Origin of the sequence: Psychrobacter sp. YGAH215 (assembly GCF_007280595.1) — a bacterium.
In the GTDB taxonomy this organism is placed as follows: domain Bacteria; phylum Pseudomonadota; class Gammaproteobacteria; order Pseudomonadales; family Moraxellaceae; genus Psychrobacter; species Psychrobacter faecalis.
The window spans coordinates 1-25,616 of sequence record NZ_VKLR01000031.1 but is presented as its reverse complement, the minus strand read 5'-3'; the positions used below and the strand labels follow the sequence as shown (position 1 = coordinate 25,616).

Here is a 25,616-nt window from a genome sequence, read left to right as displayed (position 1 = left end):
CCAATGCCAAATAGTCCGCGCTGGCTGCTTCTTGAATTGTAGTAACGGTTGAGTCTTAGGGCATAGTCATCACCTACGGCTTGGATGTCTGTGGCTTGTTCAAACTTGTTGCCGTTAAGAACGTTGATGGGGTTGCCTGCGCCTTGGTCTGTACTTAAGGTATCTACAATGCCTGCGCCTTGGTTAGCAGGACATCCAGGTGTTCCGTTATTACCTGTGCTATTGCAAACTTTACTAGCATTGTTGGTAAATAAGTCACCTAAACTTTTGGCTGCAGCAGCATTCAAAGAAAAACTAATAAGTATAGTCACACTATAAAATAAAGGGGTTAGGCGCATAACCTTATCTCAACAAAAGTACAATTTGTAGCGCTAATATTATACTTTTGTTATATCATTGTCACGTATACACAATGATTTATTTCAGATCAGACTTTAAAGATTTTTTTAGAATTAACGATCTATACTAAAATATAGAACTTTAGGCGCTTTTATAATTTCTATTGTCTTATCACCAATCACACTCTGCTCTACCAAAACCTTTGAACCATCGCTTTGACTTTGAATATCTATACCATAAATTTGTTTATCAAGACCTGCATTATAAGATTTGAGGACGTTGAGAACATATTTCTGTGTTTCTAAAAAAGGAGGAATACCATTATATTTACTCACATTTCCTTCACCAGCATTATATGCCGCCAATGCTAATGGTAACTGTTTGTATTTTTTCATTAATCTAGAGAAATGACGACTACCTACTTCTACGTTATGGTGTGGTAGAAATAAATCGTAAGAGCCATAATTCTTTGCTGTTGAGGGTAATACTTGCATCAGTCCTCTTGCGCCTTTGGGTGAGACAGCGAGAGTATTAAAATTAGATTCTTGTCTTATAATTGCTCTAATCAATGCAGGAGATACGTCATATTTATTTGCATTATACTCAATAACTTGATCTAATTTAGTTTTGTTATAGTCATTGATTCTTCCCTTTTTTGAATTTGAAGCATTGACTACTTTTGGAGTGTTATGAGCAGTAACTTCAGGATTTAAATTACTCATATTTATATATTTCACATCAGCGTGCACTGGGCAAACCAATAGCAAGCCTGTGCTAGTACAAAGTAAAAAGAACGTTTTAACGCAATGATATTGCATACATATGGCTCTATTGAATAAAATCTGATAACAATAATGTGTTTAATGTATCTATCACTAAAAACATCTATTATATAGCAGTAAATATTTTAGTAAACAAATATCTAATAGATAGAATTAAGCTAATTGGCAGTAAAACCTATAGTACGTGTATCGTTAAAAACTTTGGACTACTCAACCAACACTACCAAAACCCCACCCAAAAACCTCAAGACACCAGATGACTCATAGACAGCGTTATCAGTAGGAATTTTTATTTTTCTGACAATCCTAACTTCAAAGCCTACACAGTTTTGGTTGGCTTCTACCCTAATGGCACTATTGAGTTCATGCTTCTTCTTAAAGTCCCTAACTTCTTTTGTGCTACTAGAAGTGAGTTGCCAATGCTGCGGCGCGACAATTTGACACCCTATCCTTAAAAATTCAGCCAACAGCTCATGTTGAGACTTTTTAATGCCAAACTTTAAGTAAGACCGAGAGGTAATGTGCTTTTTTTGATAGGTCCTGACAAACCCTTGCAATATATCAGGTTTCTGTACAGACATATTATAAGCGTTATCCAAAGCCGTGGTAATAATCGCTTGAGCAGTTTGACCTTTGACTTGAGTGATGAGCTTGTCGTTATTATTTAAGCCACTCGCATTTTTGTATAACGCTAGCGCATTATTTAGATAAATACCGTGTTTTATCGCTATATTTTCCAATTCTTTTTCACGCAGCTCAGGCTTAACTTTATCAACCTCTCTTATAAAGCTTATAACAGCATCGTACCTAGTATCAATAAAAATAGAGCGATGTATCCCCTCACCTTCAGTATTCTGTTGGATAAGTTGGGCGCTCACATCAGATGCTGTAAACAAAGGAGCGTGATGTGCTTTTAGCTTTTTCGCAAAGTATGGCCTTAATTTCTTCAACGCTACCGCTTTAGTAGATTTATCATAGGCAGTTTTATCGTGATAATTGACTGTTTGATAATCTATACCAGTTATATTCTGTAATACCGTAAAAGGTATTTCGATTTTTGCGTTGCTTAACTGCCACCCTGCTAATAAATGTGCGGTATGGATGTAATGCTCAAAAGTTGTGTCACAAGTCAGATGACCCACAAAACTTGCTAACCCAAACCAAGCACCTTGATTTTGATGATAACCAGCAAGACTGTCAGCAATACTTTGGCATTCCTCGATGGTATAATCCGTCATCACCTCTGTTAATGCCGAGCCATTGATAGCTAGCGCCAATTGACTGATTGCCGTATGTCTAAGGCTATGAAAAGTATAGTTGTGATTGTCTTGCCCAAGCACGCCATCCCATAACATTCTCATCAAATTGCTAAAAAAATACGTTGGTAGCGGCTGCTTACCCACGCCTTGTGAGAACAAATAGGACGCCTCCATTCTTTCTTGCTGAGCAATAAACGACGTCAATATTTTTAATTCATCTTTCTTTAAAAGTGCTGCTAATAAAACTCTTCTTTTAGCACTGCTACTTTTAAGACGTAGATAAGGGTTTGGCGTCAGTACAATGCTAATATCTGAAAGGGCTTTTACGTTTTTGAGTTTTATACCTGCAATCTCATTAATACGCATACCAGTACGATACGCTAGAATCAATATCGTCTGGCATAACAGCTTTTGGCTCTTGTTTAATTCAGATACTTGTAGTGCGCTATGCATGGCGTTGTATACTCGAGGCGATACCATACCCGATTTAACGATCTGTTTGTTTTCTCCCCATGCAAAAACCACGTCAGGAGCATCGAAATACTGCATCTGATATCGATGAAAAGCGCGCAGACGCCCATAGGTATAAGACTGGGTATTTTTGAGCTCATCTAGGCTAGTGGATTGTTTGCCTTCATCTTTTGAGTCGATATTTTGGTCTAGCGCCTGCTCTAAATCAGCTACTGGATCATCTAAATAATCATCTTTACCATTCTTGATATCATCATCATCAAGTTCAATGTCATCTCTATCATCGATCGGGTCTTTCTGCAAAACATCTTTTTTACGAGCATCTTTGACTTTACTTAAGATGATTTGCTCATATATTTCTTCATAATCATTGGTACCCCATTCCTCTAATTCTTCATCCATGGTCAACATAAGCCATTCACGTCCAATACAACCTACATATTTACTGACTGAGTTTAGGTTGGTTTGATTGCCTTCTAGTAAAAATAGTACCCAGCCTAGCAGACGTATGGCGTTAGGCTGAGGAAACTCATCTTTTATGTTGTTAATAGTATCTTTGGCAGATGATTTAGTCCCTTTCAATGCCTCTTGAATGAGCTGAATGATATTCTTGCTAAAAGCGGGATAGCTTTTACTGGGCTTAGAGGTATCGTTCGATGATGTGCTTTGGATAAACAGCTTTTGCCAAGTAATAGCTGGTTGGGTACTTTGAATGATTTCTTGGTTGTAACTAAGTAGTTGCTTAGTAGGTAGTGACGTACTTTTAAGCTGTCCTTGCATGACCAGACTGCCAGCGCTATCGATAGCACTACCAGGCCACTGCCGCCAATGAAAATTAGCGTATTTGATAAGATGTGATAAATGGATTTTTTCTGGATCTCGGCAAGTAATTTCAAACGTATTATTTAATCCTTTGATAATCGTCTCAAACTGCTGTATTTTACGCTTATTTATATCAGTATCACCTAAAGCGTATAGAAACATAAGACTTAGGTCATCAGGGACATAAGAAACATAGCGAGTCAATGCCTCATCGATGCCATCAACTCTGCAACCATATTTATTATCTCTGACCTCTAAAGGAATCACGAGCAGAATTTTATTAGCATCTAACTTCTGATAAGGTTTAGTCTGTTTTTCTAAATCAACAAGATGCAATTTTCGATTGCTAAATATCCACTGATACAACGCTTTTAATGCAGATAAATCATTTAGACCACCGAATATAATACTGCTATATAAAAAGTAAGTCACATAGTCATTGGCACTAAACTTACGCTTATTCTGCCAAAATAGTTGCATCGCCTCCCAAGTACTTGAAACCTTTGAACCTTCAACAAACCACTCATAGCTAATGGTGAGTTTATCTCGTTCAGCCACAATTGGAACGACTGGCTCATCTAATGAACAGTGTTTATCTTTATTATAAGTTCTGACTGCTTGCAAAAACCCTTGCCTTGCACAGCGGTATTGATTGAATGTCGTGAATGAATTTGATAGTTCATTATCGATAGCATGATAATGCTCTTCCATATTAGATTCATTAAAAGGCTGATGTCTGTATAAATAATCAGCAGCCACCTCCTCCGCTTTACTGATTAATGCTTGTTTTTGACGCTGTAAATTAGCAGCTCTTTTCTCATGAGACGATAACTCTGATGACTTAGCCATGCTTGATCTCCACTTGCTTAAGATCAAGCTTTTGCGCCACACGATCTAGCTGGGGCAATAGCTCTGTCCTATATTGATGGATTGATAATGAGGACATCGGATGAAATATCTCTTGATCAGCGTGTTCATGACCTAATAGGGCGCAAACGTATACCTCGTCTACTTCGTTGGTCAGCATCGAGCGTAATTGATGTCGTAACCAGTTATCTTGATGAGGCAGCGCTTTACCCACCGTATTTCTAATGCGTTTTGGTGTGATCGGCATAAACTTTTTTGGATTTAAGCTAAATATCTGTAAAAAAGGTTCTTCTGATTGCAAAATCTTATTAATGTTAAGTCTATGGTCTGAATATAAAGGATTGTGCACACTAGCAAAGTGTTTAATATAGTTAATATAGTTTTTTAGCGCCGTTTTTAAAAAATCACTCATAGGGATGAGGCGACCGTGGTCTTTGCCTTGACGTATAGATTTATCTGAAACCCAATACATGTCATGACTAAAGTTAAATTGATTTAAAAATCCAGGTGCATCATTGACGGGTCTTATACCAGTTTGAATCTGAATAACGTGCCATAGCCATAAGCCATAAGCATTAAATTGTTTGATATATTCATCTTCATTGGCATTTGTACCATGGCTTAATAGTCGCTTATCAGCATGCACATGTTCTGCAAGTAGTGCAAAAAAATTACTGCACACCTGATCAGTCAGTGCCATCTCACTACCAATGTAGGTTTTATTAATATTACTAGCGACAATCGGCATATCCACAAAATAAGGGTATCTATGAGCTTGCCATAATTTATAGTTTTTCGGATTTAGCGACTCTAAGAGTTTCTGAGCTCTATTAATTCTATAGAAGTTAGTAGACTTTAAGCTTTCAAAACACCGATTACTCAGTATTTTAATTGCGGCTTGATAAGTATCAAACAGTGAAGATGTTTTTATACTGGTATAGTACAGCGGTGATGAATGCTCTACCTCTACACCTGTAATAATATCTGAGTGTAATGGTTCGCCAATACGATGGGTAATAATAAACGCTAACGCTGATTCAATATGTTGATTTGATAATAAAGGTAATGATAAGGATTCTCTAAGTGTTTTTAAAAGCTGAGTGATCTCGGTTGGTTCAACTTCAAATTTATACGATAATATGACACTTAAGGGTAATGGCAACGGCAAACTAAAGTTATTGCTATGACTTTTGGTGACTGGCTTTATTTTATCACGCTGATTGACAGTCACATTAATGGTATTCCGAATTACGGTTACACCATTCTCTTCTTCCACCAAAAATTCTCTTTGGCTTTTGTTAGTAGCTACCTCTTTAATCACGTTTTGAATTGACCTGCCACTTATCATTGATAGTACCAATATAGCAGCGACTCGCCTAACACGTTGTTCTTCATGAGATACTATAAACCACAGTTTTACAAAAACCGACTGATAGTCGGATACTGTTAACAACCTAGTATTACTGGGAAACATAAATTGATTACGTTTATTATGTAAGTAGCTGGTTTTGACTTGATACTGCTGCAATTGTGATGATTTAGCTGTTTTCTTACTAGGATTGTATTTATTATCTAAAAGCGCTAGTGGATTATCGTCTGCTAGGTCCTCTGGTTTGGCAACGTTGTTATCTGAGGATGGCTTAGGAAAACGTATTCGTCGGGTTATTTCATTTGTGAAAGGTAAAGCCTGTTCATTTCTCGTCTTATTTATGAATACAGACTGCTTCTTTCCCCTAAACTTCCTTTCGATATAAACCTTATCCTCAAGAACAACTTCATAAGCAAGCCTTATCTCACCAACTTTCTTAGCTATATTTGTATTTTTGACTAAGCCTGTCTGCTCCCTATGCCGCATATCTTGTTCATACGATTCAATATCGGCGAAGTTCTCGTAAACATTAGCAGATGATCCATGTATGTTAATTAACTTATCAATAATCGCAGTCTGAGATGAGTTCTTTTTGAGCGCCATTCTTATTCGAACGCCAAGATTGTTAATCTTATTAAAATGCTTATCTTCACGCTCTACTATCAGCAGTATAAACTGTAAGTACTTGCTCATAAAAAGCCAAGATTTATCAGTAAGTGGTTTTTTTCTATAGTAGTCAGTAAATGCAGCTAACATATAAGGAACAGACCAGATATCAGAGCTTTTATGAAAATTTACAACTTTTATTATAGTATTGCATTCGTCATGCGTTAGTTTTGTCAAACTCGAATCGGTACTCTGATCATTAGTTCTCATCAAGTATCTTGGAGACAGCTTTATCAGCTCAAAAACAAATCTGTGCACTTGAGCTGACAATGGTGAATCATATGGCACAATCCGTCTGATCAAACCATGAACCGTTTCGGCCTCCATAGTCCTAACAGTCCATTCTTTCACTTTATACATTGGTCCAGTCCGTATTCTGTGCTAAATCAAACGTTTTTTTAACTGGCTTTAAAGACCTTTGCCTGTAGAAATATCGATCGATATTGATTCCTGCAAAATCACAGTAATCCTCATTGAACAAACTATCACACCCCATTAGCTGCTTTAGTGTTGTCGCTGCACAGTCATGTCGTAAGTGCTGCCATAAAGAAACATGGTCAACATTCTGATAGCGGCAAAGCCTCAATACTTCTACCCAAGCCATCTTAGTAATTTGCTGATCATTACCTGTAATGATTATAAATGGCTGACTTATATCAGTCTCGTAAAGAAAAATATCTGCCATACGCTCAAAGTTGTCAAAGTATAGGTAGCCCTCTTTATCACTAGAAATAATTCTTATCGGCGGCTTATGATATTTATCGATATCAGCAAGATGAATGGGCGATGTTTTGGGACGACACTTCAGCCAAGTTTTATAGGCCATTGACGCTTTGGGATGGACGGTCAACGTAGTATGACTGGGTGTAAAAAAGTGATTACGAGCTGAAGGCTTCTTTGTCATTGAACACCTCTAATAGATAGGATAATAAACCGTCCTAGAAATAATGACGATAGGGCAGGAGTAGATCCAGACTATCTTAATAATAGTTAGGTGTCAATCAGTGCTTTTTTACGGTGACAGCAATATAAAAATATATCGTTTATTGCGTTAATATGGTAAAATAATTTTATTAAATATAAAAAATAAGTATATTAATATCATATACTTATATGTAAAACACTATATAACATAATAGTTCTACACCATTGCCAAGGTTGGGGTCGAGAGTTCGAATCTCTTTTCCCGCTCCAAATACTTAAAAAGCCTCACTTAACAGTGAGGCTTTTTTTGTCCAATTTTCGGGGGTTGTAGAGAAATTATCGAGATATATTTTTGAATATAGTTAAGCTTATCTACTCAATCAAAAAGCTCATTTTCGGTGCGGTGCCCATTTGGTGCCCACCTTCTAAAACTAAAAGCTCGTTTCTTTCAATCAAGTTATAGTACTATTAGAATCGATTATCATCACAGTGCATTCTAATTAACGACAGATTGAGCCATTCATGAACTTTATAGACGTTGAACCCACGCTAGAAAACTACTAGCGAGCGATTATTTTGTTTGGTAAAAACACGGCTTCTTATAAATTCGCGCTTGCCAAAACTCTGATCGACGTTAGCTTAGAAAGAAATTCTGATTTAATTTCATTAGAAGATTTAGCACTGCCCTACGCCATGCACCTGTGTGAGCATCTAAAACACAGTCCTAAACAAAGCACTTTTGGTAGTGGTAAATTTATCAATGCTTGCACTCAATTCAACCATCAACAGATTAGCAAAGATGAACTTATTGATATTACGAATAAAGAAGGATTTAAATACGTTTTGGACGCATTTCATGTGGTCAATACCAAAGCGGTGCGAGAACGGTTATCAAAAGAGCAGATGCTTTTATTGCTTTACAGAAATCAGCATTGCGTCTAATGACCCGATGCTAGCAGATGTTGACCACTTTTTTCCGCACACTTTAAAACCCCAAGTAGCAACCGCTGGTTGCTGTCGTCCGGTTAATGTCGATGGCGTTTGGAATCTAGTGCTTGCTTGCTCTGATTGTAACCGTGGTATAGACGGTAAATCTGCTCAAGTACCTAATATTGAATTATTAAAAAGACTGCACACACGCAACGAATATTTGATTGGCAGTCACCACCCCTTACGTGAGACTTTAATCAATCAAACGGGTAAGAATGAAAAGACACGTCAACAGTTTTTGCAAAAGTCCTTTAACTTCTCAAAAGAACGTTTGATTCATGTTTGGCAACCTCAACAACAAGGCTGTAGTCTTTTCTGATAATAAACTGCGATATATAACCTATGATAAACCAATCAAATACCTTAGCCTTTTATAACAGCAATGCACACTCATTTATTGAGCAAACCATCGATGTGAATATGCGTCTGCTATATCAACCCTTTATAGATAATCTACCTGTCAGACCAATAAGCAATCAAAATATACTGGATTTAGGCTGCGGTTCAGGTCGTGACAGTATGTATTTTACCAACTTAGGCTTTAATGTTACTGCTATTGATAGTAGCTCGGCATTACTTGACCTTGCAAAAGCGGCTGCTCAAAAGCGCATGGACTATCAAGATACGATTGAGTGGCACTGCGCTACTTTTCAAGACATTATCCAAAAAGACTGGCAACGCCAATTTACCGCTATTTGGGCATGCGCTTCATTGCTTCATGTGGCTTATGATGAGCTGCCTGAATTAATAGATGGGTTACTACACATACTGACAGACGATGGCGTTTTTTACGGATCGTTTAAATATGGCGATGATGAGTACGTGAAAGACAGCCGCTTTTTTTGCGATATGAATGAAGAACGCTGGGAAGCTATCAAGCAAAAAACCAACCATGAATTCAAAGACAGTATTTGGCTTACTGATGATCAAAGAGTAGATAGAAATGAAAAGTGGTTTAATATTATGATCAAGCAATGACAAACTTAAAATGATGCTAAGACAACTTGGTAAAACATGGTGTGAATCATAAGAAAAGCCAGACCGCTTAAGTTGTCTGGCTTTTTAGGTAACCTCTCTTGTCTGTATCATTAAATAAAAAGCCTAACGCTTACGTTCTATAAAGCACCTTAACCACATGCCAGCCAAATTTGGTCTTCACTAAATGCGGGGTAAAAAGTTCGCTGTTAAAGCAAACTTTATCAAATGCTGGCACCATTTGACCTTTTTTAAACTCACCTAAGTTGCCGCCTTTTTTACCTGATGGGCAAGTTGAGTGTTTCTTAGCCAGCACGTCAAACTGCACACCTTTTTTAAGTTTGGCCATAATGTCATCAGCCAGTTCTTTGTCTTTTACTAAAATGTGTAAGGCGCTAGCGGTACGAGCCATAATGTAAACCCTTTATAAAATATCGATTATCGGGGCATTATATCACTACTGAGTTTGGTGACTAACCTAACTTAACTGCTCTACTGCATCAAAAGTCATTACCTATTGATCTATCGTTTTGAGGACCGCGAAGAACCTCGACCTCTTGCAGGACGCTTACCATTAGCAGCAGGTTTGCCATTGCCGCCAGACTTCTTGCTATCCCCAAAAGGACGCTTACCTTTAGAACCCGCTGGTTTTCTAGCGCCATCCTTGGGGTGTTTAGCATTGCCCTTTGCTGCGCCCGCTGGTTTTGACGACTCTTTTGATTTTGATGAGGTATCAGTACGCGGTTTTCTTCGTGGCGACTTACGTGATTTCTTAGCCGCAGTATTGTCTTCTGAAGAAGAGTCTTCTATAGATTTCAGTAAAACGGACAACTCTTTTGGGGTTAAATCTCGCCAGTCTCCAACGGGAATACCCTTTAGACTCACATTCATAATCCGTGTGCGTTCAAGCTTTACGACTTCATAGCCAAAATGCTCACACATACGGCGAATTTGACGGTTTAATCCCTGTACTAGCGTAATATTAAACACGGTAGGTGCTACCTTAGTCACCGGGCACTTTTTCGTCATTCTCCCCAAAATAGGTACGCCACCTGCTAGACCTTCAATAAAACTATCGGTTATCGGCTTATTGACTGTCACCACATAATCTTTTTCATGGTTATTACCCGCACGCAACACCTTATTAACCAAATCGCCATTGCTCGTTAAAAAGATTAAACCTTGAGAATCTTTATCCAGACGCCCAATCGGGAAAATACGGTCGCTATGTCCAACAAAATCAACGATATTGTTTTTCTCAGAGCTTTCTGTGGTGCTCACAATCCCGACTGGTTTGTTCAACGCAATAAAAATGAAATCGTCTGCTTCTCGTGGCTCAATAAGTTGCCCGTTAACTTTCACCGTATCTCCAGCAACCACTTGCGCACCTACTTGAGCACGTTTGCCATTGACGTACACGTTACCTTGTTCAATAAAACGGTCAGCGTCGCGCCGAGAGCAAATACCGCTTTCGCTAATATATTTATTTAAACGAGTCGAGGAAGTGTTAAACATAAAGTGCCATTTTCACCTAATAAAAAGCTTTTTGTACTAAGAAAAAGACTGAATTGAATGAATAATCAATAACGAGATAGCTGACATTATATAGGAAATTCAGTAGCTATTTTAAGAGAGATGAACCCAAACCTGTTTATCATCACTGAAAACAACTTAGCGACTCATTGAGGCAGTCATATTATGTAAAGTCCATACTTAACCTCATCTGAAATTTAGTATGACCGCGCCCTATCACTTATAAACATAATCCTCTAAAATAGATGCCATTTCTATCAATCAGTTATTCATTACAGGGCAGATTACTGCGCATACTTTATTTCACAGTAAATATGAATTGCATAGCATTGCTACTTGTTACGTATCACTTTAGCAATAATGGACTGTCCGCTTCATCAACGTAAGGCTAATCATAATGACATCAATAATTAGAGTCGCCATCGCCGGTTACGGCAACCTTGGCCGCGGCGCCCAAGCTGCCATTAAGCAAAGCTCAGATATGCAGCTGGTTTGTGTATTCAGCCGCCGCGACCCTGCCTCCGTTACCCTGATTGACGACAGTGTGCCCGTTTACGCGATGGACGATATTGCCCAATATAAAGACGACATAGACGTGCTGATATTGTGTGGTGGCTCTAAGTCTGATTTGCCTGAGCAAGGTCCAGCGCTCGCTGGTTTGTTTAATATCGTCGACAGTTTTGATACTCACGCCAAAATCCCTGAGTACTTTGCCGCGCTTGATACGCCTGCCAAAAAAGCCAATAAAGTCGCCATGTTATCGGTCGGTTGGGATCCCGGTTTATTTTCTATCAACCGCTTATACGGCGAAGCCATTTTACCGGTCGGCGAAACCTACACCTTTTGGGGCAAAGGCTTAAGCCAAGGACATTCAGATGCAGTACGCCGCGTCGACGGCGTCAAATCAGGCGTGCAATACACCATTCCCTCAGAATCTGCGATGGAAAAAGTACGCAATGGCGAGCAGCCAACGCTAAGCACCCGCGAGAAACATACCCGTGAATGCTATATCGTGCTCGCTGATGGCGCCGATAGCGATAGCGTACGCGATACCATCGTCACCATGCCGGATTACTTTGCCGACTACGATACCACAGTGCACTTTATTGACGAGCAGACGTTTGAGCGGGACCATCAAAAGATGCCGCATGGCGGATTCGTTATTCGCAGTGGCGTAAGCGGTATGGATAATGCGCAAAACAATCAGGTGTTAGAGTTCTCGTTAAAGCTTGGCAGCAACCCTGAATTTACCGCCAGCGTGCTCGTGGCTTATGCCCGTGCTGCTTATAAAATGAATCAAGCAGGAGAGAATGGCGCAAAAACCGTCCTCGATGTCGCGCCTAGCTTGTTATCGCCTAAAACGCCTGCCCAGCTGCGTAAAGAGTTGCTGTAAGTACTGGCTATGAATTAGAAATAACAATCTCCACGCTAAAAACAGAAAGCACCAAGCCATGCAAGCTCGGTGCTTTTTTTATGCTTAACTTTCTTTATACTTAGTAACTTAATTAAAAACACCAATCACAGCAGACCATTTTCCAGAAGTTTAGCCGTATTACTGACTTTAAAGTCATGATATAAATCATAAAACACAATCGGGTCTTCGACGCCATCAAGCAATCCACGTTTATTGAGCGCGACAAACATCGCTAGCGAATAGGCCGCACAATGGATAGATTTTTTGGGATTAAACTCACGATCGGTAAAAGCCTGATACTGCATGACTTCCTCATGTAGCTGAGGATTTTGCTTGAGCGCATTGACATACAGCCAATCATAAAACGCAGTCAATGGCTCAAGGCTCCACTCCATGCCAAAATAATCATAGCCAATCAGCTCACCAGAGGTTGTTAAACGCTCGTCTTTTTTGGCCTGTCTTGGTGCGACGGTCAGTAAGTCAATATACGGCCCACCATTCTCGAATACTTTACTGGCTTGCAAAGCATTTTCGACACTATAGGCTTGACCGTCATGCTCATTGGTAATTTTTAAGCTTAATGGACTGAGCGGGAAACTGAGTTTATCGCCAGATTTGCTAGACAGCTCTAAAACATGGCTAAAGCCATATTTTTTGCGAATGACTTGATGCATATCATTGATGGATTTTTTCTTTTGTCTACTGGCAAACCCCACGTGGCGCTCAAACCTTACCATGTCCGTTTTGACCAAATTATCACTATTGACTCTAGGCATAAAGACCGGTTGATGCTCTACCGCGTTTGGCGTTTGTTCCATAGGATTCTGTCTTTGTTGCATCGTGATACGCCTTATATCAATGGTCTGGTATAAATATTTGTGTAAGAGAATTGATATGCTGCTTTATCAATGCTGCTTTAAGCGATTCATTTAATTTTAAGATAGCTATGATACCCCATTAGGGTTCGCATTTCATGGGACGATATTGTTTTTTGCGTGAGGCATTTTGGTTTTTCAAAAAAAGCCTTACCTATAAACTAGGTAAGGCCATTACTAGGAGTTTTATTTATAAAAACGGTGGTGTGTCAAAAAGTATGCTGATTAAAACTTGAACAATTTTTGAAGCCTTGAAAGCCCTATAGAATCAGAGAACTTAGCATAGATTTCTTATTGACTTCTATCGCCAGCATACTTTTTAGAACACCACCCAGGATTCAAGCCGTAGCGGCTATTGAGATCAACGGTCATGGCAACCTCTTATAGGTAATTGAGAGATTTTATCATAGCACTAATGACGCTCGATGAAAGCGGCAGGAAAAACCACCACGTCATCTTTTTCTTGCCAGGGCGCAAACTTGGTCATCGCTTGCAAAAAAAGTGGATGGTTGAGCCAGTCTTGTAGCCAGCGCTGCAAATTTGGATAAGGTAAATCGTAAAAAACCTTGCGATTCACATGCGCAAATTGACGGACAAACGGCATGATACCAATATCAGCGATGGTTATACTCTCTCCTAGTAAATAAGGATTTTTGATTAATAACTCCTCTAACATTTGTAAAAAAGCTTCACCTCGTTGTCGATACTCTGCTTGGCTCATATCGAGATGACGGTCGGCGTATTTATAGCGATCGAGCCAATATTTAAACTCATTGTCGTTTTTATCAATCAGCGCATTTGCTTCAAGCAAGGTCTGGGCAGCAAGCAACCCTTGCGCATCTTGCTGTTCAAGCGCCCATGTCATTATCTCTCTACTCTCTTCAATCACTGTGCCATCTAAAAGCTGCAAAACAGGCACCGTGCCTTTTGGGCTAATCGCTAGCATTTGCGGCGGCTTATTTTTTAATATTATCTCGCGCAGCTCGACCTGCAGCCCCGCAAACAACAACCCAAGACGGGCGCGCATGGCATAAGGACAGCGCCGAAAAGAGTACAGACGAGGATAAGAGGAAGTCGAGGGAGTCATAGACGTGTTTCGCAGTTTGATTAATCTTTATCGTTTTAGGCTTAAAAGTTATTATGTATAGCTTGGCTTATCATAACAATGACCACACTTGCCTTCAATGGTAGGCTTTAATTTTAAAAATTTTTACTTAATACAAAAAAGCCTCGCTATCATAAAAGGATAGAGAGGCTTATGTTTAAGATGATTTTTAATATGACATTTAATTTAAAGCAATGTAAGGATAGTTTTTTGAAATTATAGTTTTAGTTTTGCTTAGGCTATTACACACTTTTAGATTTTGGTAAGTCGTACGCGATTCTCTCGACCTCTTTATCTTGCAGTTCCATAATCAAGCAATAGCCTTTTATAGCGCCATCGTACGGCACGTTAGATCCACGCTCTTGATAATGCGTGCGGATACGCTCTTTAATAATGCTTTTACGCGCAGCGTCATCCAGTTTGGCAAATCCGCTTGGCAAATCTACCTGAGTCCAAAGTGCAGCGCCCCAACGAGACAACCAATTGGCGTTGTCATCAAACTTAAAATCAACATCGGCGTATAAACGATATCGAGGTTGCGGCGCAGCACCCTGTGCTATTTCATCTTTAATCTGAGCAATATCTTCTGCAAATGGCTCATAAGGCAAATCGAGTACCGAAAATAACTTTGCTAAAAACTCTTCGGCGCTAAAGTATTTATCCATATAGCTGCCGTCAAGGCCAAGATGCTTATTGGACAGCACATGACGCAGGCGTTCGCAAGCAGGCATGGTATGCTTTAGTGGGTAACCCATGGTTTTGACAATATATTGCGCGCGATATTCTAACGTATCTATTTGCGCGATGACGTATTGTGCGAGAGGATGGCACGGCTGAAAACGGCGGGTAAATTTGGATGGCTGGGCAGATTGGCTCATGATGATGAAGACCTTATATTCCTATAACTCCGACGAAAAAGTATAAAATCAGGCACAAATGAGGATGTCGGAGTACAGGCTCATGCGCTTTACCAGGATTGTTTTATATCGTGCTGGAAGTTGCAAGGTTTGTACGCTGCCACCAATTGCAATCATGATGATTTGCAATAAATGACGAGGACAAAACTGTTAAACCCACGATAGTTTATTCAATGATGATAGCACATCAGCCCATAGAAAATAAATACGCGATCATGACTTCTTTTTAATCAGCAAATATCCTAATCTTCACCATGATACGTCGCCTCATCCATCCAAACGATAGGGTCTTCACACAGATGTACCAAGTGATACCAAATATCACTACTGCGAGCGATACGGTGATGACCGCCGTCAAAATAATCGACTTCCCAGCTATCCGGCAGATTAACCAAAGTTCGCCTAGCGACCGCCACATCCAAGCTTTCATCGTCGACTTCTACCATCACTCGCATCATCTCAGAGTTTGAGGTCGGAAACGACAATTTCATATCGGCTACGGCGGGAATACGGTCCGCTAAAACATCACTTGGATAAATACACGGCGCAATTAAGAGCGCCCGCAAGTTATATTTATGGGCAAAATGATTGGCAAACCAAGCGCCAAGCGAATGCCCTGCCAACACCACGCGTGGATACTCTTGCATTTTTTCTTGAATTAAAGCATCGTAAATCTTAAAAATTTCTGCAAAATTTTCGCGGTAATTGACCGTTTGACAATATTTCGGCTCGCGCTTGATACACGTGTATTTACTGGTCTCGCAACTTGAATCAAGACCATGGAAAAACAGTAAAAACGTGTCGTTATTTTCGATAGGAAACATCATAGCTTTCTCCTTTTATCATTATTTTTTAGTATTATTTTTAATAATTTTATCTATTGTTTAAACCGCTTTTTGATTGGCAATTTGCGCTTGGTATAAACACAAAATCTCCTCACAAGCCTGCATTGAGAGATTCTTTGCAAAGCCCTTACCAAACCAAAAATCATAAACCGCTTGGATAATGGGTTTTACCGCCTCAGCATCTTTTGGTTTTTGCGCTGTTAATTTACGCGCAATATCTTTTGCTTGAATATCGGACTCATTGTAGGGCGCACTCCAGCCTACACAATAGCGATAGAGCACATCATTAATAGCCAAGATAAATATAGCGTCAGCCACGCCATACTGTTCAATAAATTGCTCTAACATCGAACAGCGCTCGTCATAGAGTAAAGGCTCTATCGGCATCTCATTGCGCTCAGTCACATACTCACTGCTCACTACGTGCGAGGGCTTGCTAAAATCCTCCCACAGCAATGGATAAGATCCGCCAATTCCGCCCTTCTCCACCACATTAAAGCGCCAAATGCCATAATGCGTATCAATGCCTTTGGTATCAATGCCCTTATAAGGCACATCGATAAACCACTGCATCAGCGCATCGCTATCATAAATGACATGCGTACTGCCAATACGCACCGCTTGTTTCGGTAAAACGTCCGTATATAAATACTCGATATCATCGCTATAAAGTTTTGCCTTTTCTACGTTTTCAGCACTGACATCACCGAGCTTAGCCCTTGCCTCACCTATGTTTCGGCACAGCCGAAACGGCGCGACAAAGCTCAAGGTATCATCGGTATTATTGACAAAATATACATCATCTTCATAATTATTTATCGAAACCGTCTCAAGATAAAATAATGGGCTTTTACGTACCCGCCCTTTCTCATCATTCGCCAGTGCCGTCATTCCAGACAGTTTTGCGCCATGCGACCACTGCACATTGTCTATACGTTTTTGCTCAAATTGATAGGTTAACTTTGTCATCGTCATATCCTTATTATTTTGATTTTGGTTTGTTCGTTGCAGTATTTTTCGTACTTTTTTCTTGCTTTCTTATTTTTTGGGCTTTGTTAAGCGCAATTTTAAGCCAGCCGAGTCTGTTCGCCATTTGCTTAAATAACGTTATTGGCTATAAAATTAGTGAAGTTAATTGGTTTTATAATGTAAGATTGGGTGTTTTTTATAATTGTTTAGCCGTAGTTTCTCATTATCGTCGCGCTATTTTTTAGCGTTATAAATTTTAAAAAACTAACATTAACAGGCGTTTTTCTGTTCAGTTATTTTGCTTATTAATCAATATTTTTTTGGGGGTTTAGGTTTGGATTTGTGCAGGCGTGATTGTTTAGGATTAAACGAAAATAACATTATTCAAAATGTTTGCTAAAGACAACTCAGTTAAAAAGTGAAGCGTTGCGCCCCGAGGGTTAACGGTTTGTCCTGTTATTTTTGCCTGACTCAATAACTATAATATAAAAACTGATGAAAATAAAGCGGCTAAAAAAGCTGTGCGACAACCGCTGTCGCCCAATCACTTATTACTAAATTTATTACTAAATTTATCATTAAACGCAATATGTGTTGAGCTAATTTGTATAAAAAACCCCATAAGCTGTATGCAACTTATGGGGTTATATTTTGCCAAATGATTAATCACATCTCTAACATCTAGCAAGTTATAGTAGAATTACTTTAAAATCGATACAGTGCGACTGGGATGAATTTTTCGTAGCCTCTGTGATAACAGCAAGCAAGGAAAATTTATACCAGTCGCACACAGCTATAATTTCTCGCTTTTATTTTGAACTAACTATATATACTAGCCTTTGATGAATGATTTTATGAATGGATTAACGTTCTAAATGCAGATACTGCATATGACATTCGTACTGATGCAAGATATCGACCAGCACTTGCTCTTTGGTATAGCCAACCAAATCATACTCTTGCGAGCCATCACTTAAAAACACCTCAGCACGGTAATAAAACTCGGCCTGCTTACTGGAAGTATTAAGGGTAAAGTTTGGTCGCTCAGCTTTGATGAGATTGACTTCATATATAAAGTCATCTTCATCACCATGCCCGACGCGCAGTTTTACCCCATCTATCTGACCGTCATCTTCATCCGTTGCGGCATCGATATTTTTACCAATACTGGCCAGATTTCGGATATCCAGTGAGGTTTTAAGACCGCCTGCTTTTAGCTCGTTTTCTACCTCAATCATGGCAGGTTTAACGACCGTCTGTAAAAAGCGTTCGACTTGCTTGTGACTTGGGAAGCTGACGATACGCTGCAAGCGCGCTTTCCAGCCTTTACCGCTATCGAGCACGTTTGCCGTGCCAACCGTACTGGCTTTGCGCTTGTTGCCCTCTTCTTTTAGTGATTTCCACATAGCCATCATGTAAAGCAGCAAAATAAGCGAGAACGGCAGACCAGCAATGACGGAAACCGATTGTAGCGAAGTAAAACCACCCGCAAACAATAAACCTAAAGTAATCAAACCTGTGGCTGCCGCCCAAAACAGGCGTAACCAAACAGGCGCGTCGGTATCATTGGTCATACCTTTTGAGCTTAGATTTGCAAGTACTAAAGCGCCTGAGTCCGCTGAGGTCACAAAAAATATCAGACCAATAAACACGCCTGCCAATGAAAAAATATCACTGTAAGGGAAGTATTCAAACAAGGCAAACATACCCATCGCGGCCTCATTGACGGCGATTTCACCGAGCTCAGTTGCACCATTGGCGACCAAATCTATCGCTGAATTACCAAAGATAGAGAACCACGCAAAAATAAAACCAAGCGGGATAAACATCACGCCAAAGACAAACTCACGCAAAGTACGACCACGGCTAATACGCGCGATAAACAAACCGACAAAGGGTGCCCAAGCGACCCACCATGCCCAGAAAAATATCGTCCAACCTGACTTCCAATCAGCGCCAGCGCTGCCATCATAAGCATAGACATCAAAGGTTTTAAAAATAATCGTTTGGAAATATTGCCCAATATTTTGGGTAAAGGTATTGAGCAAATAAACCGTATTACCCAGTACCAATATGGCCAATAGTAGCAATATCGATGACAGCATATTAAATTCGGATAAACGGCGTACGCCTTTTTCAACACCGGTCATCGCAGAAATAGCGGCAGCAACAACCACGCCTAAGATAATCAGGCTCTGCACCATTTTGCTCGATTCGATACCGAATACATGAGTCAAGCCTGCGTTGGCCTGCAATACGCCGATGCCTAAGCTGGTGGCAATACCCATCAGCGTACAGACGACGCCAAAGGTATCGATGCCATCACCGAGCCAGCCCTTGATTAAACGCTCACCAAATATCGGTGTCAGCGGTGAACGTAGCGCGAGTGGCATGTTTTTACGATACGCAAAGTACGCCAATGCCATACCAATGAGCGCATAAATACCCCAACCATGAAGACCCCAGTGTAAAAAGGTTTGCGACAGCGCTTCACGCATCGCTTCAGCACTGGCAGGCTCTAAGCCCGTATGCGGCGTGAGATAATGCATCAACGGCTCAGAGGCACCAAAGAATAATAAATCAATCCCGATACCGGCGGAGAATAGCATCGCCGCCCATGCTAAAAAAGGAAACTGAGCTTTTTCGTGATCTTGTCCCAGCTTGATATCGCCGTATTTGGAAAAACCAACAAACAAAGCGAAAATACTATAAGCGGCAACCACCAGCATATAATACCAGCCAAAACTCTCTGATACCCATGCCATACTGGCGCTTAATAATGCCTCACTATAATCTGGCAAGGCAATCGTCCAGATAATCAATAAAATAGAAATAATAGCTGAACCTAAAAAAACCGTCTTATTTAGAGTCAGGGGTTTCGTCGCATCTTCTGATGGCGAGCTGTACATAAAAGACCTCAATAGGTAAATGAAACAGGGTCTGATATTGCTTTGTCCGTCATAGTCTTATGAATCTTAAACTCATAAGGTATAAATAACCGCATGACGCACAAAGCAGTACCAATTAATAAAAACTGAAAGATAAACGATTAGAAAAACAGCGACGCGAATGCTAAGTAAATTTAACCTCAATGGTTTTCATCTCTATAAACATAAGCGCTGATAAAAAAGACCTTTACTACGAAAGGCCTTTTGATAGAAATGGACTTATATTACTTATTGTTTATTAGTTCGCGCAGTTGCCTAAATACTCGTTTAGGCATTCATTTAAAAAGGCGTTTAAACGACAGAGTTATAAACGCGCATCGGCTCGGCTCTGAGCGGTGCGCCATTGGCAACGTAATAATCTGCTGTTGAGCGTGGCAACTGCACACCGCGCATCTTATCGACGATTTTTTCGGCCAGCATAATGGTGGTTGCGTTTAGATTACCACTGATGATATTTGGCATAATCGACGCATCGATGACGCGCAAGCCATCGATACCGTGTACTAATCCCTCACCGTTGACCACCGAATCGTTACCCTCGCCCATCGCACAAGTACATGAGGGATGATAAGCCGTCTCGCTATGGTTACGGACATATTCGTCCAACTGCGCATCGGTCACCAAATCATCGGTCGGCGCAATGGCGCGGCCGCGATAAGGGTCAAGCGCTGGCTGATGCATAATCTCACGGGTGATACGCATGGCGGCGCGGAACTCTTGCCAGTCTTGCTCATGCGACATATAGTTAAATAAGATACTAGGATGCGCGCTTGGGTCTTTTGAAGTTAGCTTGACGCGGCCACGGCTTGGCGAGCGTAATGAGCCCACATGCGCTTGGAAGCTATGCGATTTCACCGCGCTGCGACCATCGTAACGCACCGCTAACGGTAAGAAATGATACTGAATATTAGGATGGGTGAATTTCTCATCGGTACGAATAAAACCGCCGCCCTCAAACTGATTCGACGCGCCAAGTCCGGTGCCATTGAACAACCACTCGGCACCTATGGCGGGCTTATTCCACCATTTATTGGCAGGGGCAATCGAGACGGGTAGCTTACATTCATACTGCATATACAGCTCTAAATGGTCTTGCAGGTTATTACCAACGCCCGGCAGCTCTAAAATCTCGTTAATATCTAAGTCTTTAAGCCATTGACCAGGACCAATCCCTGAACGTTGCAATAATTGCGGAGAGGCAATCGCACCCGATGAGACAATCACTTCGCGAGCGGCGTAGAATTTTTCGGTTTGACCTTGGTGCGCGACTTTGACACCGACCGCACGCTTACCATCGAACAAAATCACATCGGTCAATGCACCAGTTAAAATAGTGATGTTACTGCGCGGTTTGGCACGGTCAAGATAACCACGCGCGGTGGAAGCACGGCGACCATTAGGGGTTACAAAGCGATCCATTGGCCCAAAGCCTTCTTGCTGATAACCATTTAGGTCATCCGTGCTCGGATAGCCAGCTTGCACGCCCGCTTCAATCATCGCTTCAAACAGCGGATTGACGCCAGGTTTTGAGGTAGTCATTTCAACCGGACCACCGACGCCATGATAGTCATTTTCGCCTGCATCGCAGTTTTCTGACTTTTTAAAGTAGGGTAAGCAGTCGAGATACGTCCAGTTCTCTAAGCCTTTAATTTTTGCCCAATCATCAAAATCGAGCGCGTTACCACGGATATAGCACATCCCATTAATCAATGATGAGCCGCCCAGCCCTTTACCGCGGCCACAGTCCATGACGCGGTTATTCATATAGGGTTCGGGATCTGTTTTGTAGCCCCAGTTATACGTGGTGCCTTGTAGCGGCATGGCGAGTGCCGCTGGCATCTGGGTGCGAAAGTCTAAGCGATGGTCTGGACGACCTGCCTCTAACAGCAACACCTTAATGTTGGCATCTTCGGTCAAGCGCGTGGCTAGCACGTTGCCTGCTGAGCCTGCGCCGACGATGATGTAGTCATATTCAGGTGTGGTTGATATCATAAAACGCTCCATAAAATTAAAAATATCCATCATTTCATAGCAGTAAGGCGGCGCGAAAAGGAAAAATTATTCCTCTCGCCTTAACCTTACTGTTTAAAAATTCTTACCGTACAATTGCTTAAAATACCGATTCAAACTTGCCAAGCTCTACTTGGATAGATTTGGTCTGCGTATAGTGCTCAAGGGCTTCGATGCCGTTTTCGCGGCCAATACCAGAATGCTTATAACCGCCTACTGGCATTTGCGCAGGCGACTCGCCCCACGTATTTAGCCAGCAGATACCCGCCTCTATCTGCCCAATAACGCGATGCGCGCGGGTCAAATCAGCAGTTACCACTCCTGCTGCCAAACCGTACTCGGTATCATTGGCACGGCGAATCACTTCTTCCTCAAGCTCGTAGGTCAATATCGACATGACTGGACCAAATATTTCCTCACGTACGATGGTCATATCATCGCTGCAATCGCTAAACACGGTCGGTGCAACGAATGCCCCATTGGCAAGCTCGCCTGCCGTGATACGTTCGCCGCCCGCCAATAGACGCGCGCCGCCCGCTTTACCTTGTTCGATATAGCCAAGCACTCGCTCCATATGCGGGAAGCTGACCAATGGCCCCATATTGATATTCTCATCAATCGGATCGCCAAGCTTAGTGCGCTTAACACGCGTCAAGATTGCCTCTTCAAACTTGGCTTGTAAGGTTTTGGGGATAAATACACGCGTGCCATTAGTACAGACCTGACCGGTACTATAAAAGTTCGCCATCATGGCGATGTCAGCAGCCATATCAATATCCGCATCGTCAAAGATAATCAATGGCGACTTACCGCCCAGCTCTAAGGTTACGTCTTTCAGCGACGATGATGCCGCACTTGCCATGACTTTTTTACCCGTTGGCACCCCGCCTGTGAATGAGACCTTGGCGATATCAGGATGCTGGGTTAATGCTTCGCCAACTTTATAATCCCCTTGCACGACGTTAAAGACGCCGTCTGGTAAGCCTGCTTCGGTGAAGATTTCTGCCAGTTTTAGTGCCGTTAACGGTGTGACTTCTGAGGGTTTAAAAATCATCGCATTACCAGCAGCCAATGCTGGCGCAGCTTTCCACATCGCAATTTGAATCGGATAATTCCACGCACCGATACCTGCTACCACGCCGAGTGGCTCGCGGCGGGTATAAACAAAACTGCTATCACGTAGTGGAATCTGACGACCCTCTAACATTGGCGCAAGCCCCGCATAATACTCAACGACATCAGCACCAGTGACGATATCGACATACTTGGTCTCAGAAAGCGCTTTACCCGTGTCTTTGGTTTCGAGCAATGCTAATACATCATTACGCTCGCGCAATATCGCAACTGCGTTTAATAAAATCCGGCCGCGCTCAACCGCGGTCATTGCTGCCCACACTTTTTGACCTTGTTGCGCGGCTTTTACCGCCTCATCGATTTGCTCAGTCGTCGTTTGTTGAATGATAGCTAACACTTCACCTGTCGCTGGGTTGATATCTTCAAAGGTCGTTAAAGAATCATCGACCGCCAGATAGCGACCGTTAATATAAGCGGTTTGTGTTTGTGTGAAATCAATAATGTCTTGTAAATTATTTATGGTTGTCTGAGTAGCTGTCATAAGTTTTCCTTAGGGCGACGGGTTCGCTTTATAAAAAAGCTTTTTTATAAAGTCTTAAAAACAATGTCGTCATGGATTAAAGGTGAAAAATAAAAGTAGTTTGTATGCATTTTTAAGCGTCAAAGTCTTGCTGCGTCATAGTTATCAAGCGCGTGCGTAGTGAGGCTTTATCCGAGATATCGATACCCGAAAAGTCAGAGAGCCAAATCCCATCGGCGACCAGACGCACCATACATAGCGTTTCGGTATTGTCCGTAGCAGCGTGTTTTTTTAGCTGCTCGTTTGACCATTCAGCCCAGCGTTCGCGTAGCATCCGATCCCCTAGCATCAAGACGTACAGCGTGGCTTGGCTATTAAACTCGGCTTGACCTTTTTCGCCCAGACTGATGGTGGCATCGATATAAGCGCGGGTAAACGAGCCATAGCTGACTGGATCTTTTGCCATCGCTTGATTGACTTCCGCCTCAAACTTAGCCATCGCGTCATAAAACACCTCTAAGATGAGCGCGTCCTTGGTGGCAAAATGATGCATCACCCCGCCTTTGGTCACGCCGACGGCATCCGCTACCGATTGGAAGGTGACTTTAGACAAGCCCTGCTCCAAAGTGATGCGCGCTGCCTCATCAAGCAGCGCCCGCCGTATAAGCTCTGGCTGTTTTTTACGTTTATGAGCGTTTTGAGTTTCCATTTTTATCTCGATATTAGCGCGTCAGTTTAACTAAAAGTAAATTTGGCTTTAAAAGAATGTGTTTTATTAATACAAAAGAAAAAACAGTTTTTGATAAAGAAACCGTACGGTCGGTATTTTACAGAAATAAAGCAGCAATGTGAAGGGCAGGTATGAACCGAGGAGTTACAGAACATTATTTTAATAACTTTCTATATTTTATAGCTAATTATATGTAAATGGCGTCAAATCTATTTTTCAGAAAAATAGTTCTGACGCCTTTTTTATAGTGAAGCAGTAGCCTATAAACCATTAAAGTCGCTATTAATAATTGCTAAATCTACGTTTGCGTACTATTTTTCTTCTACTTTAGCGCCAATGACTTTAGACAGGTGACCAGTTTTGAGATAAACCGTAGCACCGTGTATGCCTGCTTTTATTTGCAGTTTTTCACCCACTGGCAAACGTAGCCAACTACCGCGAGTATAGGTTTTAGCGTCATCTGTAAGTTCAGTATCTATCAGCTTACCATCTAGCACCAGTATCTCAGCGCCGCCTTTGATTGTGTCGGTAAATATTGCGTTTATAAATACTGTGTCGGTAAATAGGGCTTCATTGGCCTTTAAACGCTGTAAGCTGACCTGTTCGCTGTCATCTGAGAATAACTGACAGACCTCACGATTGTCCTGTATTTGCCAGTTTGCCCAATCGTTAGTATCGATAGCAACATAACGTGTTTCGGTGGCTAGCATTTGCCAAAGTTTGACGAAAATGACTGCGCCATCTTTACTATAGGGCTGATGGCCAGAGTTTGTTGGATTGCGTAAGTACCAACCTGCTGGATAGTCGATATTATCTGCCGAAAAAGTCCCCGACAGCACCAAAATCTCTTCGCCGCCCGGATGCATATGATGCGGAAAATAGGACTCAGGCGCATAGCGCACGATACTGGTGGCACGGGCTTTTTCTGCGCCGACGCGGTCGAGCATGACACGCTCGACGCCGTTTTGCGGTGATGGCACCCATTGATAGTGTTCGGGTGCCAATGCAGCACGGCGAGTAAAATCTGCATTAATCAGCATAAAATAGTTTCTCGAGATTAGATTTAATGCTGTAGATTATCCCCTGATTTACAGCGGCTGACAAACAAGACACTGTTCTTATTATTAAAAAATCGGGTGGTGTTCTAAAAAGTATGCTGGCATCAGACATAGCCATAATTGACATAGAAGAATACCAAATCAAACACCTTAA

The 25,616-nt window shown here is 41.4% G+C and carries 21 protein-coding genes; 4 read left to right on the top strand and 17 right to left on the bottom strand.

All coding sequences use genetic code 11. The features are described from left to right. The 5 genes from FOR85_RS11435 to FOR85_RS11415 all read right to left on the bottom strand — a co-directional run. Positions 1 to 338: DUF6531 domain-containing protein (locus FOR85_RS11435; protein WP_144298009.1), on the bottom strand; the 338-nt coding region annotated here is incomplete at its 3' end. Between the two features lie 114 nt (positions 339 to 452). Next, positions 453 to 1,061 (bottom strand): lytic transglycosylase domain-containing protein, encoded by a 609-nt coding sequence (locus tag FOR85_RS11430; protein WP_190295552.1) that lies wholly within the window; start codon positions 1,059 to 1,061, stop codon positions 453 to 455. 266 nt (positions 1,062 to 1,327) lie between these two features. Next, positions 1,328 to 4,522, bottom strand: a complete 3,195-nt coding sequence (locus FOR85_RS11425) for a tyrosine-type recombinase/integrase (RefSeq protein ID WP_144298007.1) — start codon at positions 4,520 to 4,522, stop codon at positions 1,328 to 1,330. Beyond that, positions 4,515 to 6,902 carry a hypothetical protein gene (locus FOR85_RS11420; protein WP_144298006.1) on the bottom strand — a complete coding sequence of 796 codons (2,388 nt, stop codon included), beginning with the start codon at positions 6,900 to 6,902 and terminating at the stop codon, positions 4,515 to 4,517. Before FOR85_RS11420 ends, FOR85_RS11425 begins: the two co-directional genes overlap by 8 nt. Before the next feature lie 25 nt (positions 6,903 to 6,927). After that, positions 6,928 to 7,479: a hypothetical protein gene (locus tag FOR85_RS11415; protein WP_144298005.1), complete on the bottom strand. Its 552-nt coding sequence runs from the start codon at positions 7,477 to 7,479 to the stop codon at positions 6,928 to 6,930. 596 nt (positions 7,480 to 8,075) lie between these two features. Here FOR85_RS11415 and FOR85_RS12825 point away from each other — a divergent pair. The 3 genes from FOR85_RS12825 to FOR85_RS11405 are packed head-to-tail and all read left to right on the top strand — an operon-like array spanning position 8,076 to position 9,467. Beyond that, positions 8,076 to 8,441 (top strand): hypothetical protein, encoded by a 366-nt coding sequence (locus FOR85_RS12825; RefSeq protein WP_223808620.1) that lies wholly within the window; start codon positions 8,076 to 8,078, stop codon positions 8,439 to 8,441. 7 nt (positions 8,442 to 8,448) lie between these two features. Beyond that, positions 8,449 to 8,808, top strand: coding sequence for an HNH endonuclease domain-containing protein (locus FOR85_RS12820; RefSeq protein ID WP_263390491.1), 360 nt, complete (start codon positions 8,449 to 8,451; stop codon positions 8,806 to 8,808). A gap of 23 nt (positions 8,809 to 8,831) precedes the next feature. Next, positions 8,832 to 9,467, top strand: a complete 636-nt coding sequence (locus tag FOR85_RS11405; RefSeq protein WP_144298004.1) for a bifunctional 2-polyprenyl-6-hydroxyphenol methylase/3-demethylubiquinol 3-O-methyltransferase UbiG — start codon at positions 8,832 to 8,834, stop codon at positions 9,465 to 9,467. Positions 9,468 to 9,597: 130 nt separating this feature from the next. Here the strand turns inward: FOR85_RS11405 and ppiC are convergent, their stop codons facing one another. After that, positions 9,598 to 9,876: a peptidylprolyl isomerase PpiC gene (gene ppiC, locus FOR85_RS11400; RefSeq protein WP_144298003.1), complete on the bottom strand. Its 279-nt coding sequence runs from the start codon at positions 9,874 to 9,876 to the stop codon at positions 9,598 to 9,600. A 110-nt stretch (positions 9,877 to 9,986) separates the two neighbouring features. Continuing rightward, complete coding sequence (gene rluF / locus FOR85_RS11395; protein ID WP_144298002.1) at positions 9,987 to 10,979, bottom strand: 23S rRNA pseudouridine(2604) synthase RluF; 993 nt, start codon at positions 10,977 to 10,979, stop codon at positions 9,987 to 9,989. Between the two features lie 415 nt (positions 10,980 to 11,394). Here rluF and FOR85_RS11390 point away from each other — a divergent pair, with 415 nt between their 5' ends. Continuing rightward, a complete protein-coding gene (locus tag FOR85_RS11390; RefSeq protein ID WP_144298001.1) occupies positions 11,395 to 12,390 on the top strand; it encodes a diaminopimelate dehydrogenase in 996 nt (331 codons plus the stop codon). Positions 12,391 to 12,515: 125 nt separating this feature from the next. Here FOR85_RS11390 and FOR85_RS11385 read toward each other — a convergent pair whose 3' ends face one another. From FOR85_RS11385 to FOR85_RS11340, 10 genes are all read right to left on the bottom strand, one after another. Then, complete coding sequence (locus FOR85_RS11385) at positions 12,516 to 13,229, bottom strand: hypothetical protein (protein WP_144298010.1); 714 nt, start codon at positions 13,227 to 13,229, stop codon at positions 12,516 to 12,518. A gap of 469 nt (positions 13,230 to 13,698) precedes the next feature. After that, positions 13,699 to 14,373, bottom strand: a complete 675-nt coding sequence (locus FOR85_RS11380; RefSeq protein ID WP_144298000.1) for a glutathione S-transferase — start codon at positions 14,371 to 14,373, stop codon at positions 13,699 to 13,701. 260 nt (positions 14,374 to 14,633) lie between these two features. Next, a complete protein-coding gene (locus FOR85_RS11375) occupies positions 14,634 to 15,269 on the bottom strand; it encodes a hypothetical protein (RefSeq protein ID WP_102076697.1) in 636 nt (211 codons plus the stop codon). A 281-nt stretch (positions 15,270 to 15,550) separates the two neighbouring features. Continuing rightward, a complete protein-coding gene (locus FOR85_RS11370) occupies positions 15,551 to 16,135 on the bottom strand; it encodes an alpha/beta hydrolase (RefSeq protein WP_144297999.1) in 585 nt (194 codons plus the stop codon). Positions 16,136 to 16,192: 57 nt separating this feature from the next. After that, complete coding sequence (locus FOR85_RS11365) at positions 16,193 to 17,122, bottom strand: hypothetical protein (protein WP_144297998.1); 930 nt, start codon at positions 17,120 to 17,122, stop codon at positions 16,193 to 16,195. 863 nt (positions 17,123 to 17,985) lie between these two features. Further along, positions 17,986 to 20,031, bottom strand: a complete 2,046-nt coding sequence (gene betT, locus FOR85_RS11360; protein WP_144297997.1) for a choline BCCT transporter BetT — start codon at positions 20,029 to 20,031, stop codon at positions 17,986 to 17,988. A 330-nt stretch (positions 20,032 to 20,361) separates the two neighbouring features. After that, positions 20,362 to 22,062, bottom strand: coding sequence for a choline dehydrogenase (betA, locus tag FOR85_RS11355; RefSeq protein ID WP_144297996.1), 1,701 nt, complete (start codon positions 22,060 to 22,062; stop codon positions 20,362 to 20,364). 118 nt (positions 22,063 to 22,180) lie between these two features. Next, positions 22,181 to 23,695, bottom strand: coding sequence for a betaine-aldehyde dehydrogenase (gene betB, locus FOR85_RS11350; RefSeq protein ID WP_144297995.1), 1,515 nt, complete (start codon positions 23,693 to 23,695; stop codon positions 22,181 to 22,183). A gap of 112 nt (positions 23,696 to 23,807) precedes the next feature. Then, positions 23,808 to 24,383, bottom strand: a complete 576-nt coding sequence (locus tag FOR85_RS11345) for a TetR/AcrR family transcriptional regulator (protein ID WP_144297994.1) — start codon at positions 24,381 to 24,383, stop codon at positions 23,808 to 23,810. A gap of 332 nt (positions 24,384 to 24,715) precedes the next feature. Further along, complete coding sequence (locus FOR85_RS11340; protein ID WP_144297993.1) at positions 24,716 to 25,444, bottom strand: cupin domain-containing protein; 729 nt, start codon at positions 25,442 to 25,444, stop codon at positions 24,716 to 24,718. Positions 25,445 to 25,616 lie beyond the last annotated feature (172 nt).

What these genes read in the sequence shown, in the direction of transcription:
- FOR85_RS11430 (WP_190295552.1), bottom strand. Translation starts at nt 1,061, where the DNA reads ATGAGTAATTTAAATCCTGAAGTTACTGCTCATAACACTCCAAAAGTA.
- FOR85_RS11425 (WP_144298007.1), bottom strand. Translation starts at nt 4,522, where the DNA reads ATGGCTAAGTCATCAGAGTTATCGTCTCATGAGAAAAGAGCTGCTAAT.
- FOR85_RS11420 (WP_144298006.1), bottom strand. Translation starts at nt 6,902, where the DNA reads ATGGAGGCCGAAACGGTTCATGGTTTGATCAGACGGATTGTGCCATAT.
- FOR85_RS11415 (WP_144298005.1), bottom strand. Translation starts at nt 7,479, where the DNA reads ATGACAAAGAAGCCTTCAGCTCGTAATCACTTTTTTACACCCAGTCAT.
- FOR85_RS12820 (WP_263390491.1), top strand. Translation starts at nt 8,449, where the DNA reads ATGCTAGCAGATGTTGACCACTTTTTTCCGCACACTTTAAAACCCCAA.
- FOR85_RS11405 (WP_144298004.1), top strand. Translation starts at nt 8,832, where the DNA reads ATGATAAACCAATCAAATACCTTAGCCTTTTATAACAGCAATGCACAC.
- ppiC (WP_144298003.1), bottom strand. Translation starts at nt 9,876, where the DNA reads ATGGCTCGTACCGCTAGCGCCTTACACATTTTAGTAAAAGACAAAGAA.
- rluF (WP_144298002.1), bottom strand. Translation starts at nt 10,979, where the DNA reads ATGTTTAACACTTCCTCGACTCGTTTAAATAAATATATTAGCGAAAGC.
- FOR85_RS11390 (WP_144298001.1), top strand. Translation starts at nt 11,395, where the DNA reads ATGACATCAATAATTAGAGTCGCCATCGCCGGTTACGGCAACCTTGGC.
- FOR85_RS11385 (WP_144298010.1), bottom strand. Translation starts at nt 13,229, where the DNA reads ATGGAACAAACGCCAAACGCGGTAGAGCATCAACCGGTCTTTATGCCT.
- FOR85_RS11380 (WP_144298000.1), bottom strand. Translation starts at nt 14,373, where the DNA reads ATGACTCCCTCGACTTCCTCTTATCCTCGTCTGTACTCTTTTCGGCGC.
- FOR85_RS11375 (WP_102076697.1), bottom strand. Translation starts at nt 15,269, where the DNA reads ATGAGCCAATCTGCCCAGCCATCCAAATTTACCCGCCGTTTTCAGCCG.
- FOR85_RS11370 (WP_144297999.1), bottom strand. Translation starts at nt 16,135, where the DNA reads ATGATGTTTCCTATCGAAAATAACGACACGTTTTTACTGTTTTTCCAT.
- FOR85_RS11365 (WP_144297998.1), bottom strand. Translation starts at nt 17,122, where the DNA reads ATGACAAAGTTAACCTATCAATTTGAGCAAAAACGTATAGACAATGTG.
- betT (WP_144297997.1), bottom strand. Translation starts at nt 20,031, where the DNA reads ATGTACAGCTCGCCATCAGAAGATGCGACGAAACCCCTGACTCTAAAT.
- betA (WP_144297996.1), bottom strand. Translation starts at nt 22,062, where the DNA reads ATGATATCAACCACACCTGAATATGACTACATCATCGTCGGCGCAGGC.
- betB (WP_144297995.1), bottom strand. Translation starts at nt 23,695, where the DNA reads ATGACAGCTACTCAGACAACCATAAATAATTTACAAGACATTATTGAT.
- FOR85_RS11345 (WP_144297994.1), bottom strand. Translation starts at nt 24,383, where the DNA reads ATGGAAACTCAAAACGCTCATAAACGTAAAAAACAGCCAGAGCTTATA.
- FOR85_RS11340 (WP_144297993.1), bottom strand. Translation starts at nt 25,444, where the DNA reads ATGCTGATTAATGCAGATTTTACTCGCCGTGCTGCATTGGCACCCGAA.